15 protein-coding genes, 1 tRNA gene and 1 pseudogene are annotated in these 17,821 nt (G+C 46.4%); 9 read left to right on the top strand and 8 right to left on the bottom strand.

What is annotated here, in order from left to right; genetic code table 11:
• From AACU19_RS20090 to AACU19_RS20070, 5 genes and pseudogenes are all read right to left on the bottom strand, one after another.
• Positions 1-1,319 (bottom strand): AIDA repeat-containing protein (locus tag AACU19_RS20090; RefSeq protein WP_198599080.1); only part of this gene is annotated, 1,319 nt, incomplete at its 3' end.
• 64 nt (positions 1,320-1,383) lie between these two features.
• Positions 1,384-1,503 (bottom strand): hypothetical protein, encoded by a 120-nt coding sequence (locus AACU19_RS20085; protein ID WP_001131441.1) that lies wholly within the window; start codon positions 1,501-1,503, stop codon positions 1,384-1,386.
• 265 nt (positions 1,504-1,768) lie between these two features.
• Positions 1,769-1,936 (bottom strand): annotated as a pseudogene (locus AACU19_RS20080) (recombinase family protein); the annotation flags it as partial.
• A gap of 318 nt (positions 1,937-2,254) precedes the next feature.
• Complete coding sequence (ypjCB, locus tag AACU19_RS20075; protein WP_105278434.1) at positions 2,255-3,709, bottom strand: YpjCB family protein; 1,455 nt, start codon at positions 3,707-3,709, stop codon at positions 2,255-2,257.
• Positions 3,710-4,460: 751 nt separating this feature from the next.
• Positions 4,461-4,536, bottom strand: a tRNA-Ile gene (locus tag AACU19_RS20070).
• Positions 4,537-5,095: 559 nt separating this feature from the next.
• On the opposite strand from AACU19_RS20070, the gene AACU19_RS20065 reads away from it, so the two are divergent.
• From AACU19_RS20065 to csiR, 7 genes are all read left to right on the top strand, one after another.
• Positions 5,096-7,348, top strand: a complete 2,253-nt coding sequence (locus AACU19_RS20065) for an alpha amylase C-terminal domain-containing protein (protein WP_105278433.1) — start codon at positions 5,096-5,098, stop codon at positions 7,346-7,348.
• A 334-nt stretch (positions 7,349-7,682) separates the two neighbouring features.
• Positions 7,683-8,660, top strand: a complete 978-nt coding sequence (glaH, locus tag AACU19_RS20060; protein ID WP_000993113.1) for a glutarate dioxygenase GlaH — start codon at positions 7,683-7,685, stop codon at positions 8,658-8,660.
• A 19-nt stretch (positions 8,661-8,679) separates the two neighbouring features.
• Positions 8,680-9,948, top strand: a complete 1,269-nt coding sequence (gene lhgO / locus AACU19_RS20055) for an L-2-hydroxyglutarate oxidase (RefSeq protein WP_088542218.1) — start codon at positions 8,680-8,682, stop codon at positions 9,946-9,948.
• A 22-nt stretch (positions 9,949-9,970) separates the two neighbouring features.
• The gene (gene gabD, locus AACU19_RS20050) at positions 9,971-11,419 is read left to right on the top strand and encodes an NADP-dependent succinate-semialdehyde dehydrogenase (RefSeq protein WP_105278432.1); all 1,449 of its coding nucleotides are present in this window, start codon (positions 9,971-9,973) and stop codon (positions 11,417-11,419) included.
• Between the two features lie 13 nt (positions 11,420-11,432).
• Entirely contained in the window at positions 11,433-12,713 is a 1,281-nt protein-coding gene (gene gabT, locus AACU19_RS20045) for a 4-aminobutyrate--2-oxoglutarate transaminase (RefSeq protein ID WP_105278431.1), read from the top strand.
• 236 nt (positions 12,714-12,949) lie between these two features.
• Entirely contained in the window at positions 12,950-14,350 is a 1,401-nt protein-coding gene (gene gabP, locus AACU19_RS20040) for a GABA permease (RefSeq protein ID WP_001295173.1), read from the top strand.
• 20 nt (positions 14,351-14,370) lie between these two features.
• On the top strand, positions 14,371-15,033 hold the full coding sequence (csiR, locus tag AACU19_RS20035; protein ID WP_000156814.1) for a DNA-binding transcriptional regulator CsiR: 663 nt from the start codon (positions 14,371-14,373) through the stop codon (positions 15,031-15,033).
• Here csiR and kbp read toward each other — a convergent pair whose 3' ends face one another.
• Both kbp and AACU19_RS20025 read right to left on the bottom strand, forming a co-directional pair.
• Positions 15,034-15,483, bottom strand: coding sequence for a potassium binding protein Kbp (kbp, locus tag AACU19_RS20030; protein WP_000522415.1), 450 nt, complete (start codon positions 15,481-15,483; stop codon positions 15,034-15,036).
• 83 nt (positions 15,484-15,566) lie between these two features.
• A complete protein-coding gene (locus tag AACU19_RS20025; protein ID WP_000508177.1) occupies positions 15,567-15,725 on the bottom strand; it encodes a YqaE/Pmp3 family membrane protein in 159 nt (52 codons plus the stop codon).
• Between the two features lie 182 nt (positions 15,726-15,907).
• Between AACU19_RS20025 and AACU19_RS20020 the strand changes: the two genes are divergently transcribed.
• Both AACU19_RS20020 and ygaP read left to right on the top strand, forming a co-directional pair.
• Positions 15,908-16,207 (top strand): ArsR/SmtB family transcription factor, encoded by a 300-nt coding sequence (locus tag AACU19_RS20020; RefSeq protein ID WP_000137280.1) that lies wholly within the window; start codon positions 15,908-15,910, stop codon positions 16,205-16,207.
• A gap of 9 nt (positions 16,208-16,216) precedes the next feature.
• Positions 16,217-16,741, top strand: coding sequence for a thiosulfate sulfurtransferase YgaP (gene ygaP / locus AACU19_RS20015; protein ID WP_001229453.1), 525 nt, complete (start codon positions 16,217-16,219; stop codon positions 16,739-16,741).
• Positions 16,742-16,787: 46 nt separating this feature from the next.
• On the opposite strand, the gene stpA is transcribed toward ygaP, so the two are convergent.
• The gene (gene stpA, locus AACU19_RS20010; protein WP_039021933.1) at positions 16,788-17,192 is read right to left on the bottom strand and encodes a DNA-binding protein StpA; all 405 of its coding nucleotides are present in this window, start codon (positions 17,190-17,192) and stop codon (positions 16,788-16,790) included.
• Positions 17,193-17,821 lie beyond the last annotated feature (629 nt).

Genomic DNA, 17,821 nt, shown 5'->3' with positions numbered 1-17,821 from the left:
GTCGTGTCAGCTTTCCCGCCGCTCTTGATATTTTGTGTTCCGCTGTTGATATTGGTTCCCGTGGCAATACCATGATTATTTATATTCTGTGTGCCACCATTAATTATGGTATTGGTCGCGTTTCCGGCAACATCCATAACCCCGCCATTATCTATTCGGGTCGCATCAGCTTTAGCATTCGCTAAAACTGACATTGTTCCTTGATCTTTAATAATCGTCTTGTTTGCCGAACCATATACGTCTAAATGGCCACCGTTTTCCAGCAACACATTGTCTGCCACGTTATTGTGAATAGAGAATGCACCTTCACTATTCGTACCGCTCACCGTCGACCAGTCAGTCATTGCTTTTAAAGCCGCGCCATCGTGCTGAGTAACATTTGTTGCCATACCACCTCTAACATCAAGCACGCCACCGGAATAAATTTCAATAACATCCGAGGTGCTGGTGTTATCAACAATTTGCGTACCACCAGAATAGATCTGAGTATTTTTTGCCGTTGACTTACTATTCAGAGACTGAGTTCCGCCTTCAATCGTGGTGAACATAGCCTGGCTGTTATTTAATTGTTGCGTTCCTCCACTCTTAATGGTGGTTATTTCTGCGGTACTTGAATCGACAACCTGTAGACCACCATCTATTGTGGTGTTCAGCGCATGGCTCTTAACTGTTCTTTGCTCGCCTCCATTCTTAATGGTAGTATTTTCTACACTGCTTGAGTCCACATACTGCCACCCCCCATCTATTGTTGTGTTCGTTGCCAGACTTCCTTGCGTAATCTCCTGATACCCGGACATATTTATCGTCGTACCGTCAACACGCCCCTGACTCGATACTGACTGGCTCCCACCATTAATTATTGTTCCATTCGCAGTTCCCCCCATTACTGTTGAACGACCGCTTATTATCGTTGTTGCATTACTGGTACCACCTGCATAAACATACTGACTGCCACTCTGGATTATCGTCCCTGTGGAAATTCCCCCGTCCAGAATTGTCTGGCTGCCACCGTTAATGACTGTATTATTGGCCTGCCCCTGATGAGTACCATTGGCTGATACATATTGACGGCCACCAGATTCAATAATACTTCCATTAGATACCCCGCCATAAACATCCTGATAACCGTGGTTGATAATATGAGTGTTATTTGTTGTACCTCGTTCATCCACTCTTTGGACGCCATCTACAGTCTCATCGTTTACCACACCAATAACGGTTGAAGTAAAAGCTGCCATCCCTGGTGGGGCATATATCAAAGCAGATATCAATAAGGAAAGTACTGAGCGGCGAAAATAATAGGGACTGGTCCTGTTCATAAATTTCATCCTCTGAAAAGTGAATACTGAGTAGCGTTTAAGCAACCTTAGCTCTGCTGCAACATCAGCCCACAGGAACCAGACCAGGGGATTCATCCTGAAGAGACAGCGCAAGTGTATTGTGTTCACCGCTCATCAAAGACATCATGATGAAATGATGATATTCCGCATAAGAAAGAGGCATTTTTTAAACGCAGTGCGCTGAAGTGTGGTTGGATAAAAAAGTCAATCTATTCAGGAAATACGGGCGTATTCTTTTCTTTCGACATTGAAGCCGTCGGAAAAATAAAATGATTTACATAATCGTTTCTGATGAATATCTTCTGCTCACATAAAAATCACGCAATAATATTGAGATTGCAGATTGTTTTACTTTTACAGCTTTCGTCCCCCCATTGTTGGGCAAATATTGGTAGAGTCAGAGCACGAAAGTTAATACCACGTTCTCACAGCTCCTCCAACAGCACGGCAAGATGCCGCATACTGCGCCCCAGTCGGTTCAGTTTACAGACTAGCAGTGCGTCCCCTACCGATAATGTCCTGAGCCGTTTGTTCTGTCCGGGCCTGCTGCCACGGTTATGCGCTGAAGTGGTAACTCTGAGCACGCAGTTCTTCAGTCAGGCGTGGTACACCGTAACCCTATTATTGCTGGGTAAGATCAAAAAACTTTCAAGCAGCTAAGGAAAGTTGAACCAGACATTAGATGAAATATTTCAACCAATTACAGCACCAGTTCAGACACCGAAAATTCATCAAATAAATCAAGGGGTTACGTGAAAGCGTAGCCCCTTTTACTTTGGTAGTGACAGCAAAATGGATGCAGTGTGAAGAATAATCCCGTTTACTCAATCAATAATACATATTATTTCAATCTACGTTATTTTCTCTTTGTAAAAATCGCCATTTATTTATCATTGAAAACTGCTTTTAGAACTTTATACAAGGGGCCTAGTCACAACAGGACTATTCTCAACGGGCTCATCCTCAGAGGAACTATCATCAAAGTCATCATCCATAGATGAAATACCATCGAATGGTGCCACGCCCGTGATCATTTTTATTTTTTTATTACGATCAGATAAGACTCCATTTAAACCGTTTTCGCTCACAGGCTTTAATGATTTTTCATAACTCTCATTGTTAGCAGGCGTATTAAAAATACACGGAGTATCAACATCAAACAATGACGTCCCCCAGTTCACATATTTAATATCATAGTTACTGAAGTTCTGTCCAGAAAAGAAGCACCCCTTAAAGTCCAATCCACCTAAATTATATAAACCACCCTCTTCTTTTGGGAGAGTAATTTTAATTCTGGCTATCTCCCAGACAAAATTGCCATTTTTGTATTTGAATACCGTTTCAAGATCTCCTCCAGACAGCTTGACTTCTGGAAATAATTTGAAATTAAACCCTACATTATTATGTGTCAACGTAGATGAACAAAAGATGGAAAAAGCTTGCAGTGCTGAATTATAGCTATAGATTTTATCTTGAGGCTGCGCTCTTGGTAAAAACTTATAGCAACACTCATAAAAATTAAGTAGAAACTCTGATGACCTTCCATTTTTATCAAATAATACCCGCTGAAAATGCTGCACAAACTTATTCGTTTTTTCTTGAATATCTATGGTGTGTTCCTTTGACTCTAACAAAGATGAATCCTGTTGAAGTGCATTGCTCATCTGGTTGAGGAACAACTGCATTTCTTTCAACTTATCTCCATAGTGACCTTTAACTTGCTGAGAATTTTTAGTTACAGTTGAAACCTTATCTGTGTGGTTTTCATATAAATTAGGTGATTCCATACAGTCATTTGGCGGCGTTTCTGAAATAACACTACGCGTTCTACCTGGCTGAAGTGAAGCAACATGAAAATCACTTTTTCTTATATTGTCGAATAGGGTCTGTTCATTTCTCTTAGCGCATTCAATAAACTGATCAACATCATTTTTATTAGATGACAGGTTAATTTCAGAAACCGCATTTTCTTTGTTCTCCAGCTTTAGTTTAACGAGAAGGTCTTCCCACACCGTTTTTTTTAAAAATACTACGTCAGGCTCACCATCAGCAACTAACTCTTGATTATTATCAAAGTGTACGTTGTATACTTTTAATTTATTTTCATTAGCATCATATTTAATACGTTTTAATTGTTCTCCGGCTCCCATAATGACAAAAGCATTGCCTTCATGATATTTACATTCAGACATCATTTTTTGTAAAATTTCAAGAGCACCGTTATACGTCCCTGAGGCAGCTTCTTTACAAATTAATTTTATAATACTATAAGCTAGTAACTCCATGGATTTAGAAGATTTTCTTTCATTACAATTTCCACTATTTATAAATGTGCTAGTGTTAATTTCGTTGCTTTTACTAACTAACATTGTCTTTTCCTCAGTTAATGTCTACATGACTATTTTTAATGTTATTATTGTTTGTCACTATAAAAAATCGCTCATTTGAGACAATTGCTGGCATTAACAGCTTCATATGCTATACATGGTACTTTTAATTAATTTAGCACAGGAATGTTAAATTTAATAAACAAAAGGTTATTTCGCTGTATGATAAAAACCACCCGTTATAATTTATTTGTGAAAATCGTTTTTCGAGTATTAGAAATTTATATCTAAATAGCGTTGATTAATGAGCAAAGCCAGACTCCTGTAACGCTCACAAGACTCTTCTGCATGCGACGGCGGTTCTAGTCAGTAGTAGATGTTTAAGGCGTGGCAGAGACATTTCATCCTTACTCTACGGCATTGTTCTACATACATTGGTCGTGGTACTCACTCAGCATAAGTGAGCGAACAGAGAATAGTTCAGTGATTTGAGTAATTAACCTGATTAAATGAAGGGGTATAATAAATGATAATACTCTGGCTTTATCGTTAATTACTTAATTCCACATGTAAGCAATTTGCCCGCTTGGCATAGCGGGCATTTTTTCCAGGTACTTTTGAATGAGTACTGATGGATAAATACATTGCAGTGGCGTGCCACGTACCAAAACACCAGCCCTCATTCGAAACCACCCACCACACTTCTTCCTTGAAATGGCGTTAGTCGTGAAATATAGACCGCCATCGAGTACCCCTTGTACCCTTAACTCTTCCTGATACGTGAATGCTGATTTGGTGGCCCTTGCTGGACTTGAACCAGCGACCAGGCGATTATGAGTCGTCTGCTCTAACCACTGAGCTAAAGGGCCTTGAGTATGCAATAACAATACTTATAAACCACGCAATAAACATGATGATCTTATGATGTAAATAACAGATTTTTATGCGTTCTCATTCATCCTGGGTCGTCATTACCTGCGACATAAAACCCGACACCGCTTCCATTCACAAAGTCGATACTCTCAGTCAACAAGCTAATGCTAATACTTAGCACTATTTATAGTTACCATCGATTCAATGATAGTTTGTAATGATTTTGTATCTAATAATATAACTTTATTACATTAGCTGAAGAGTTTTCGCATCATTATGATATCTGTTACTTTTCACCCCATAAAAATAAACTTCATATAGCAATATATTCTTTCATAGATCTTATTCTGCTAATCATTAGTTTCGTATGAGCGATTTTTGACAGTTGCCTCTCCAGACCACATCGATAATTAAAAAAACAGATTTAAGCATTATCCTTTTCCATATAAATATTGGATAAAAGTAGGACATCTGTTTGCAATTACTTTCACAACAATTAAACATTTTTATGTTTCCGTATACACCATATTACTCTACCATTAGAGGAACTTTATTATGTTTTCTATAAAACCAGGACCAAGAAATTTACCTATCGACAACCCCACATTGTTATCATGGAACATTACTGACGGGGATCTAAATTCCAAATTAAATACATTAGAATATCTAAACTGTATAACAAATATTATTAATTCTTGTGGAGTTTATCCTCAGGATTTAAAAGACAGAGAAATTATATCAACTTTTCACGCAGAAAAAGTCATTAATGATCTGTTAAAAAACGATTATAAAATTTCCCTTTTTCCAGATACAACTTACCGAGAGTTGAATAAAGCAGCACAGCGTAGCATTACAGCGCCAGACAGGATAGGAGAAGGAAAAACATGGGTTTATCAACGAGATACAATGATTGAAAGAGGTGATAACAGCGGTGTTCATCAGTATGGTCCAGCTGAACATTTCACTCACATTATATCTGACAAACCGTCTCCAAAAGATAAGTATGTTGCATATGCTATTAACATTCCTGACTATGAACTGGCAGCTGATGTATATAATATTAACGTAACGTCACCTTCCGGCCAGCAAGAAACATTTAAAATATTAATCAATCCAGAACATCTACGGCAAACACTTGAGCGTAAATCTCTTACTGCTGATCAGAAATCACAATGTGAAATCATCACACCCAAAAAACCTGGCGAGGCGATTCTTCATGCTTTTAATGCCACCTACCAGCAAATCAGGAAAAATATGGCCGAGTTTGCACGTTGCCATTATGGTTATATACAAATCCCTCCCGTAACAACTTTCCGCGCCGACGGACCAGAAACACCTGAAGAAGAAAAAGGTTACTGGTATCACGCTTATCAACCCGAAGATCTTTGTACCATCCATAATCCAATGGGAGATTTGCAGGATTTTATCGCATTGGTTAAAGATGCCAAAAAATTTGGCATCGATATCATTCCTGATTATACATTTAACTTTATGGGGATCGGAGGAAGTGGTAAAAATGATCTGGATTATCCCTCTGCCGATATACGAGCGAAGATTAGTAAAGATATAGAAAGTGGTATCCCTGGCTATTGGCAAGGTCAGGTCTTGATTCCCTTTATTATAGATCCAGTAACAAAAGAACGTGACCAAATCCATCCAGAAGATATACATCTCACTGCAAAAGACTTCGAAGCAAGTAAAGATAATATTTCTAAGGATGAATGGGAAAACCTCCATGCATTAAAAGAAAAGCGTTTAAATGGAATGCCTAAAACAACACCCAAAAGTGACCAAGTTATTATGTTGCAAAATCAATACGTTCGTGAAATGCGAAAATATGGCGTACGAGGTTTACGTTATGATGCAGCAAAACACTCAAAACATGAACAAATAGAGAGGTCGATAACCCCACCGCTTAAAAATTATAATGAGCGGTTGCACAATACAAATTTATTTAATCCAAAATATCAAAAAAAAGCTGTTATGAATTACATGGAATACCTGGTAACTTGTCCGTTAGATGAACAACAAATGTCATCGCTGCTTTATGAAAGAGATGATTTAAGCGCCATTGATTTTTCATTGCTCATGAAGACGATAAAAGCCTTTTCATTCGGTGGAGATCTCCAAACCCTTGCATCAAAACCGGGTTCCGCAATCTCAAGCATCCCATCAGAAAGACGGATATTGATTAACATCAACCACGATTTCCCTAACAATGGTAATCTTTTCAATGACTTTTTATTTAACCATCAGCAAGATGAACAATTAGCAATGGCATATATGGCCGCTCTCCCGTTCAGCAGGCCTTTAGTTTACTGGGATGGTCAGGTATTAAAATCAACGACTGAGATTAAAAATGATGATGGGTCCACTCGTGTCGGCGGTGAGGCGTGGCTTAATAAAGGTTGTTCTACCTATCAGCAGCTCTACAATGAATTCCACGCATTATATATAGATAAAGAAGGAATATGGAGCGCATTTGAGGGTGTATTTGCAACTAAAAATGTTCTGGCCTTTAGTCGTGGGGATTCTGTGAACATTAATCACTCTCCTCATGATGGACTAGTTATAATAAATAAAGGAAACGAAGAAGTTGAAGGTACCTGGCCTAACAAATTGCAACCAGGAATATATAAAAACATGGGGAGTAATAGCGTTACCATTAATAATAATAATACACGCAAAAGTATTCCCCCTGGTAAAGTATTTACGCTTAGAGGCGGAGCTCTAAATATCAATATTCCTGGGCGCAGCGCTCTTCTTTTAGGGAAAACAGAAGAACCGCCGAACTATTTCTATTTGTAATTTAATGTTATATCTGCCCCGCTAAAACGGGGCAGATGATATGTTTAGTTTACTAACGGTCATTTTGCAGTGAAGCCATTTACTGTTTTTTATCGACCAGATAATCTGTTCTCTGATGGTAGCTCTCCCTAACCTGTTGCTTTAGTTATTCATTTCCTGTCTCCTTTGCCTTAATACCCTACATTAAATGTTACTAATTTGTTGCTTTTGATCACAATAAGAAAACAATATGTCGCTTTTGTGCGCATTTTTCAGAAATGTAGATATTTTTAGATTATGGCTACGAAATGAGCATCGCCATGTCACCCTACATCTCATAAGAGGATCGCTTCTGATGAATGCACTGACCGCCGTACAAAATAACGCTGTCGATTCAGGCCAGGACTATAGCGGATTCACTCTCATCCCGTCGGCGCAATCCCCGCGTCTGCTGGAACTCACCTTCACCGAACAGACGACCAAACAGTTTCTCGAGCAGGTTGCCGAATGGCCCGTGCAGGCACTGGAGTACAAATCGTTTCTGCGCTTTCGGGTAGGCAAAATTCTTGATGATTTGTGTGCGAATCAGTTGCAACCGCTACTGTTGAAGACGCTGCTAAACCGCGCTGAAGGTGCGCTGTTAATTAATGCGGTAGGTGTCGATGATGTCGCGCAGGCAGATGAGATGGTGAAGCTCGCAACGGCGGTGGCGCATCTGATTGGTCGCTCAAATTTCGACGCCATGAGCGGTCAGTATTACGCGCGTTTTGTAGTGAAAAATGTCGATAACTCAGACAGCTATCTGCGTCAGCCGCATCGTGTGATGGAGCTGCACAACGACGGCACCTACGTCGAAGAAATCACTGATTACGTGCTGATGATGAAAATCGACGAGCAAAACATGCAGGGCGGAAATTCGCTGCTGCTGCATCTCGATGACTGGGAACATCTGGAGCACTATTTCCGCCATCCGCTGGCGCGCCGTCCGATGCGCTTTGCTGCGCCGCCGAGCAAAAACGTCAGCAAAGATGTCTTCCATCCGGTGTTCGACGTCGATCAGCAGGGTCGCCCGGTGATGCGCTATATCGACCAGTTCGTCCAGCCGAAAGACTTCGAAGAAGGCGTGTGGTTGAGCGAGCTTTCAGACGCCATTGAAACCAGCAAAGGCATTCTGTCTGTACCCGTTCCCGTTGGCAAATTCCTGTTGATAAACAATCTGTTCTGGCTACATGGACGCGACCGCTTTACTCCGCATCCGGATCTGCGTCGTGAACTGATGCGCCAGCGCGGCTATTTCGCTTACGCCACTCACCACTACCAGACGCATCAATAAGCGTAAAGGAATTGAGCGGATGTATGATTTTGTGATTATTGGCGGCGGCATCATCGGCATGTCGACCGCCATGCAACTGATTGATGTCTATCCGGACGCCCGTATTGCGTTGCTGGAAAAAGAGTCCGGCCCGGCCTGTCACCAGACGGGCCACAACAGCGGCGTGATCCATGCCGGGGTCTATTACACGCCCGGCAGCCTGAAGGCGCAGTTTTGCCTGGCGGGAAACCGCGCCACTAAAGCCTTTTGCGATCAAAACGGCATTCGCTACGACAACTGCGGCAAGATGCTGGTCGCCACGTCTGAACTCGAAATGGAACGGATGCGCGCTTTATGGGAACGCACAGCGGCGAACGGTATTGAGCGCGAGTGGTTAAACGCCGAGGAGCTACGCGAGCGCGAACCGAATATCACCGGACTGGGCGGCATTTTTGTGCCGTCCAGCGGTATTGTCAGCTACCGCGAAGTGACGGCGGCAATGGCAAAAATCTTCCAGGCCAGAGGCGGTGAGATTATTTATAACGCCGAAGCCAGCGCCCTCAGTGAGCATAAAAACGGCGTGGTGATACGGACCCGTCAGGGCGGTGAATATGAAGCATCGACGCTGATTAGCTGTTCCGGGCTGATGGCTGACCGGCTGGTGAAAATGCTCGGCCTCGAGCCGGGCTTTATCATCTGCCCGTTCCGTGGCGAATATTTCCGCCTTGCCCCGGCGCATAACCAGATTGTTAACCACCTGATTTACCCCATCCCCGACCCGGCAATGCCGTTTTTGGGCGTTCATCTCACTCGTATGATCGACGGCAGCGTGACCGTCGGGCCAAACGCGGTGCTGGCGTTCAAACGCGAAGGCTATCGCAAGCGCGACTTCTCATTTAGCGACACGCTGGAGATTTTGGGCTCGTCGGGGATTCGCCGGGTGCTGCAAAACCATCTACGCTCAGGACTGGGCGAGATGAAAAACTCGCTGTGCAAAAGCGGCTATCTGCGGCTGGTGCAAAAGTATTGTCCCGGGCTTTCGTTAAGCGATCTCCAGCCCTGGCCCGCCGGTGTGCGTGCGCAGGCAGTATCGCCGGACGGTAAGCTGATTGACGATTTTCTGTTTGTCACCACCCCGCGCACGATCCACACCTGCAATGCGCCCTCCCCGGCAGCGACATCAGCAATTCCTATTGGTGCGCATATTGTCAGCAAGGTACAAACGCTGTTGGCAAGCCAGAGTAACCCCGGACGCACGCTGCGAGCGGCACGTAGTGTGGATGCCTTACACGCCGCCTTTAATCAATAACCTTTGAAAACAGGATGTAGCGATGAAACTGAACGACAGTAACTTATTCCGCCAGCAGGCGTTAATTAACGGGGAATGGCTGGACGCCAACAATGGCGAAGTCATCGAGGTCACCAATCCGGCGAATGGCGACAAGCTGGGTAGCGTACCCAAAATGGGCGCAGATGAAACCCGCGCCGCTATCGACGCCGCCAACCGCGCCCTGCCCGCCTGGCGTGCCCTTACCGCCAAAGAACGCGCCAACATTCTGCGCAACTGGTTCAATTTGATGATGGAGCATCAGGACGATTTAGCGCGCCTGATGACCCTCGAACAGGGCAAACCGCTTGCGGAAGCGAAAGGCGAAATCAGCTACGCTGCCTCCTTTATTGAGTGGTTTGCCGAAGAAGGCAAGCGTATTTATGGCGACACCATTCCCGGTCATCAGGCCGATAAACGGCTGATTGTTATCAAGCAGCCGGTTGGCGTCACCGCCGCTATCACGCCGTGGAACTTCCCGGCGGCGATGATTACCCGCAAAGCCGGTCCGGCGCTGGCGGCAGGCTGCACGATGGTGCTGAAACCCGCCAGTCAGACGCCGTTCTCTGCGCTGGCGCTGGCAGAGCTGGCGATCCGCGCGGGCATTCCGGCTGGCGTATTTAACGTGGTCACCGGTTCGGCGGGCGCGGTCGGTAACGAACTGACCAGCAATCCGCTGGTGCGCAAGCTGTCGTTTACCGGCTCGACCGAAATTGGCCGTCAGTTAATGGAACAGTGCGCGAAAGACATCAAAAAAGTGTCGCTGGAGCTGGGCGGCAACGCACCGTTTATTGTCTTTGACGATGCCGATCTCGATAAAGCCGTGGAAGGCGCGCTGGCCTCGAAATTCCGTAACGCCGGGCAAACCTGCGTCTGCGCCAACCGCCTGTATGTGCAGGACGGCGTGTATGACCGCTTTGCCGAAAAATTGCAGCAGGCGGTGAGCAAACTGCACATCGGTGATGGGCTGGAAAAAGGCGTCACCATTGGGCCACTGATCGATGAAAAAGCGGTAGCAAAAGTGGAAGAGCATATCGCCGATGCGCTGGAGAAAGGCGCGCGCGTGGTTTGCGGAGGCAAAGCGCATGAACGCGGCGGCAACTTCTTCCAGCCGACCATTCTGGTGGATGTTCCGTCCAACGCCAAAGTGTCGAAAGAAGAGACGTTCGGCCCCCTCGCCCCGCTGTTCCGCTTTAAAGATGAAACCGATGTGATTGCGCAGGCCAATGACACCGAGTTTGGCCTTGCCGCCTATTTTTACGCCCGTGATTTAAGCCGCGTCTTCCGCGTGGGCGAGGCGCTGGAATACGGCATCGTCGGTATCAATACCGGCATTATTTCCAATGAAGTGGCCCCGTTCGGCGGCATAAAAGCCTCGGGCCTGGGTCGTGAAGGTTCGAAGTATGGCATCGAAGATTATTTAGAAATCAAATACATGTGCATCGGTCTTTAACTGGAGAACGCGAATGAGCAGCAATAAAGAGTTAATGCAGCGCCGCAGTCAGGCGATTCCCCGTGGCGTTGGGCAAATTCACCCGATTTTCGCTGATCGCGCAGAAAACTGTCGGGTGTGGGACGTTGAAGGCCGTGAGTATCTTGATTTCGCGGGCGGGATTGCGGTGCTCAATACCGGGCACCTGCATCCGAAAGTGGTTGCGGCGGTGGAAGCGCAGTTGAAAAAACTGTCGCACACCTGCTTCCAGGTGTTGGCTTACGAGCCGTATCTGGCGCTGTGCGAGATTATGAATCAGAAGGTACCGGGCGATTTCGCCAAAAAAACGCTGCTGGTGACGACTGGTTCCGAAGCGGTGGAAAACGCGGTGAAAATCGCCCGCGCCGCCACCAAACGTAGCGGCACCATCGCCTTTAGCGGCGCGTATCACGGGCGCACGCACTATACGCTGGCGCTGACTGGCAAGGTGAATCCGTACTCTGCTGGGATGGGCCTGATGCCGGGCCATGTTTATCGCGCGCTTTATCCTTGCCCGCTGCACGGGATCAGTGAAGATGACGCTATCGCCAGTATTCACCGGATCTTCAAAAATGACGCTGCGCCGGAAGATATCGCCGCCATCGTGATTGAGCCGGTTCAGGGCGAAGGCGGTTTCTACGCCGCGACGCCAGCCTTTATGCAGCGTTTACGCGCACTGTGTGACGAGCACGGGATCATGTTGATTGCCGATGAAGTGCAGAGCGGCGCGGGGCGTACCGGCACGTTGTTTGCGATGGAGCAAATGGGCGTGGCACCTGATCTCACCACCTTTGCGAAATCGATCGCGGGCGGCTTCCCGCTGGCGGGCGTCACCGGGCGCGCCGAAGTGATGGACGCTGTCGCACCGGGCGGCCTTGGCGGTACCTATGCGGGTAACCCGATTGCCTGCGTGGCAGCGCTGGAAGTGTTAAAGGTATTCGAGCAGGAAAATCTGCTGCAAAAAGCCAACGATCTGGGGCAGAAACTGAAAGACGGATTGTTGGCGATCGCCGAAAAACACCCGGAGGTAGGCGACGTTCGCGGGCTGGGGGCGATGATTGCTATCGAGCTGTTTGAAGGTGGCGATCACAGTAAACCGGACGCAAAACTCACCGCCGACATCGTGGCGCGCGCCCGCGATAAAGGCCTGATTCTTCTCTCCTGCGGCCCGTATTACAACGTGCTGCGCATCCTTGTCCCGCTCACTATTGAAGATGCTCAGATCCGTCAGGGTCTGGAGATCATCAGCCAGTGTTTTGATGAGGCGAAGCAGTAGCACCGCACCATGCCGGAGGCGACGCTTCGCGTCTTGTCCGGCCTACGAGAATCCAGGTCGGATAAAGCGTTTACGCTGCATCCGACAATCTGTATGTGAACAGGAATAAATCTATGTCGGCCGGATAAGGCGGAGCCGCTCTCCGGTAAAAAGAACCAATAACAATTACACGCGTGACCCGACGCGGGAAATGTCGGGGCGCTCTCCCAAGTGACACACTTTCGAGAGGATTCAGGATGGGGCAATCATCGCAACCACATGAGTTAGGCGGCGGGCTGAAGTCACGCCACGTCACCATGTTGTCTATTGCCGGTGTTATCGGCGCAAGTCTGTTTGTCGGTTCCAGCGTCGCCATCGCCGAAGCGGGCCCGGCGGTATTACTGGCCTATCTGTTCGCCGGATTACTGGTGGTTATGATTATGCGGATGTTGGCGGAAATGGCGGTTGCCACGCCCGACACGGGTTCGTTTTCCACCTATGCCGATAAAGCTATTGGCCGTTGGGCGGGTTATACCATCGGCTGGCTGTACTGGTGGTTTTGGGTACTGGTTATCCCGCTGGAAGCCAACATCGCCGCCATGATCCTGCACTCGTGGGTTCCAGGCATTCCTATCTGGTTGTTTTCCCTCGTCATTACCCTCGCCTTAACTGGCAGTAATTTATTAAGCGTTAAAAACTACGGCGAATTTGAGTTCTGGCTGGCGCTGTGCAAAGTCATCGCTATCCTGGCCTTTATTTTCCTTGGTGCAGTCGCAATTAGCGGTTTTTACCCTTATGCCGAAGTGAGCGGGATCTCAAGATTGTGGGATAGCGGCGGCTTTATGCCCAATGGCTTCGGTGCGGTATTAAGCGCGATGTTGATTACCATGTTCTCGTTTATGGGCGCAGAAATTGTCACCATTGCCGCCGCGGAATCCGACACGCCGGAAAAACATATTGTCCGCGCCACCAACTCGGTTATCTGGCGTATTTCTATCTTCTATTTGTGCTCTATTTTTGTCGTCGTGGCATTAATACCGTGGAATATGCCGGGGCTGAAAGCCGTGGGTTCTTATCGCTCGGTTCTGGAATTGCTCAATATTCCTCATGCGAAATTAATCATGGACTGCGTGATATTACTTTCCGTAACCAGTTGCCTGAACTCGGCGCTGTATACCGCGTCAAGGATGCTCTACTCCTTAAGCCGTCGCGGTGATGCACCCGCGGTAATGGGCAAAATTAACCGCAGTAAAACCCCGTACGTGGCGGTGTTACTCTCCACCGGCGCGGCGTTTTTAACGGTGGTGGTTAACTATTACGCACCGGCGAAAGTGTTTAAATTTCTGATCGACAGCTCCGGCGCTATCGCCCTGCTGGTTTATTTAGTCATCGCCGTTTCGCAATTACGAATGCGCAAAATCCTGCGAGCAGAAGGAAGCGAAATTCGCCTGCGAATGTGGCTTTACCCGTGGCTCACCTGGCTGGTAATCGGCTTTATTACCTTTGTGTTGGTAGTGATGCTATTCCGCCCGGCGCAACAGTTAGAAGTGATCTCCACCGGTTTATTAGCGATAGGGATAATCTGTACCGTGCCGATTATGGCGCGCTGGAAAAAACTGGTATTGTGGCAAAAAACACCCGTTCATAATACGCGCTAATAATGATCAGGAGTCACACCATGACCATTACGTCTCTGGATGGCTATCGCTGGCTGAAGAACGATATTATTCGCGGTAATTTTCAACCGGATGAAAAATTACGGATGAGTTTGCTGACATCGCGTTATGCACTTGGCGTTGGGCCGTTGCGGGAAGCGCTTTCGCAACTGGTAGCAGAACGACTGGTCACGGTGGTGAATCAAAAAGGGTATCGGGTGGCGTCTATGTCAGAGCAGGAGCTGCTCGATATTTTCGACGCCCGCGCCAATATGGAAGCGATGCTGGTCAGTCTGGCGATTGCCCGCGGTGGCGATGAATGGGAGGCTGACGTTCTTGCGAAGGCACATCTGCTGAGTAAGCTTGAGGCCTGTGACGCCAGTGAGAAAATGCTTGATGAGTGGGATCTGCGTCATCAGGCGTTTCATACTGCAATTGTGGCGGGCTGTGGTTCTCACTATTTGCTGCAAATGCGTGAACGGTTGTTTGATCTGGCGGCGCGCTATCGATTCATCTGGCTGCGGCGAACAGTGCTTTCGGTGGAAATGCTGGAGGATAAACGCGATCAGCACCAGACCCTGACTGCGGCGGTACTGGCGCGAGATACCGCGCGCGCCAGTGAGTTAATGCGCCAGCATTTACTGACGCCAATTCCCATTATCCAGCAGGCAATGGCTGGCAATTAACTACTCTTCAGGAATACGCAACACTTGCCCCGGGTAAATTTTATCCGGGCTTTTTAGCATCGGTTTATTCGCTTCGAAGATTTTATTGTACAGATTGGCGTTACCGTAGACCTGTTTGGAAATGGCACTCAGAGTGTCGCCAGACTTAACGGTATAAAACTGGCTGGCAGTGGCTGGTGTCGCCGTTTTCACCTGATCATCGACACTGGCAATACCGGAAATATTCCCCACCGCAACAAGGATTTTCTCCTTCGCCTCCTGACTTAAGCCGTCACCAGTGACCGTCGCTTTGCCGTCGGCAATTTGAATATTCACTTTATCGGCATCAGGTATACCGGTTTTGTTCAAATGCTCCTGCACCTTCTTCGCCTGATCGTCTTTATCGTGCTGACCTGTAACCGCGTCCCAGAGTTTTTCTCCGGCATCTTTCACAAAATTGAACAGACCCATAGCTACCTCATTCGTTAACGGAAACACTCAGAAAGTGTAGCAGAGGAACGCGGCGCGTTAACGCCGCGGGGGTGAGGACAGGTTTAATCGCGGGTTTGCACCCAGAACGCGTGAATCAAACCGGGGATATACCCAAGCAGTGTCAGCAGAATATTAATAATGAACGCCCAACCGAACCCTTTACCGAGCAGCACGCCGAGCGGCGGCAGAATGATGGTGATGACGATTCTCCAGAAACCCATATGTACTCCCTATAAGAAAATTACTCATTGTTTAAAAAGAGATTTTATCTCTTAAGCGTAGTAATTTTAGCGGAGCCTGCCAGTTTCAGCTTACGCTTTTACTCTCATTTACGCGGCTGATGCTGGCATATGTTGTATTTTTAGTTTAGAGTTTACTTAATTTAGAGAATACTTAAATAACTATGACTGAACTCGCGCAATTACAGGCCAGTGCCGAACAGGCAGCGGCCTTATTGAAAGCAATGAGCCACCCCAAACGGTTGCTGATTCTGTGCATGCTTAGCGGTTCACCCGGCACCAGCGCGGGAGAGCTGACGCGCATTACCGGATTGAGTGCCTCTGCGACATCACAGCATCTCGCTCGTATGCGAGACGAAGGGCTTATCGACAGCCAACGGGATGCCCAACGCATTCTATATTCCATTAAAAATGAGGCGGTAAATGCCATTATCGCCACCCTGAAAAATGTCTATTGTCCGTAAGGAGTCACTATGGCTTTGACAACCATTTCGCCGCATGATGCACAAGAATTAATCGCACGCGGCGCAAAGTTAATCGATATTCGTGATGCTGATGAATATCTTCGTGAACATATTCCTGAAGCAGATTTGGCTCCATTATCTGTGCTCGAACAGTCAGGTCTTCCGGCTAAATTACGTCGTGAGCAAATTATCTTCCACTGCCAGGCAGGTAAACGCACCAGTAATAACGCCGATAAATTAGCAGCGATTGCCGCACCCGCAGAAATCTTTTTACTCGAAGATGGGATTGATGGCTGGAAAAAAGCAGGATTGCCAGTTGCGGTAAATAAGTCTCAACCCTTGCCGTTAATGCGCCAGGTGCAGATCGCCGCGGGTGGTTTAATATTAATCGGCGTTGTACTGGGTTATACCGTAAATAGTGGTTTCTTCTTATTAAGTGGCTTTGTTGGTGCCGGGTTACTGTTTGCAGGAATTAGCGGTTTTTGTGGGATGGCAAGGTTGTTAGATAAGATGCCGTGGAACCAACAAGCTTGAGAAGCGACGCCGGACGCGCCATAGCAGCGACATCCGGCCTCAGTAATTAGATCAGGAAATCGTCGAGAGATTTACCTTCTGCCAGCGCCTGAGCGATTGGCTTCGGTGTACGGCCCTGACCGGTCCAGGTTTTAGTTTCACCGTTAACATCGGTGAATTTATATTTGGCCGGACGCGGCTGGCGTTTTTTACCAGCGCGTGGTGCAGCAGCAGAGCTATTACCCAATAAGTCTTCCGGGTTAATTCCGTCAGCTTTCATCAGCTCCAGCCAGGTACTAATTTTTTCCTGGCGCTCTGCCAGTTCACGCTGCTGCTGTTCTTCTTCTTCACGTCTTTCTTTAGTGACAACCCTGAATTTTTCGAGCATTTCTTCAAGAACGTCAATGGAGAATTCGCGAGCCATCGCACGGAGAGTGCGAATGTTATTTAAACTTTGTAACATTACGGACATAATAAAGAAAACCTTTTAACGCCAAAACAAAAAAGTATTTCGTCGCGTAGTGTAAGCGATCACTTATTATATTTCCACAAAATTTAATCTATTTACAGTCCTGCACGAGATTATTTCAGCTGTTATTTTCTGAAACTCTCAGAATAATTTCAAGATTATATATTAGCCAATTTGATGAGTAATTTCGGTTATTGGTGAACAGAGCGGCGCTCTCTGCTCGCTAATTCCGCAAGCCTGATAAAACCAAATCGAATAAAAATGCAATATATACGAATAAAAATAAACATCACTCACTGGTGCTTTCTGCTGTTAATGTACATTGTCTGGCATAAAAAATGCTGAAAATGACCCAGTCACTGCATACACCGAACTCTCTACGCTTATAGCGTTACCTCACCCCCAAACTTTCATTAGTGAAAATAAAGATACGTCCATATCTAATTGATTTAATTAAAAATAAATCATATCAGCATGTAAAAATCCACAATGTACAAAAAACGCGCCGCTACGGAATATTTTATCTACAAAAACAGATTAAATAAAAATTTTTCACTAATTGATTAGTCATAGCCAGCGATATACGCTATGCGAAAATGCAGATGGCAATGAGATCCACTGCTTTCATCTCT

The organism is Escherichia sp. MOD1-EC4550, assembly GCF_963876935.1.
GTDB classification, from domain to species: domain Bacteria; phylum Pseudomonadota; class Gammaproteobacteria; order Enterobacterales; family Enterobacteriaceae; genus Escherichia; species Escherichia coli_F.
Note: the sequence above shows the minus strand (reverse complement) of the source record. Positions and strands in the feature narration are given on the sequence as shown.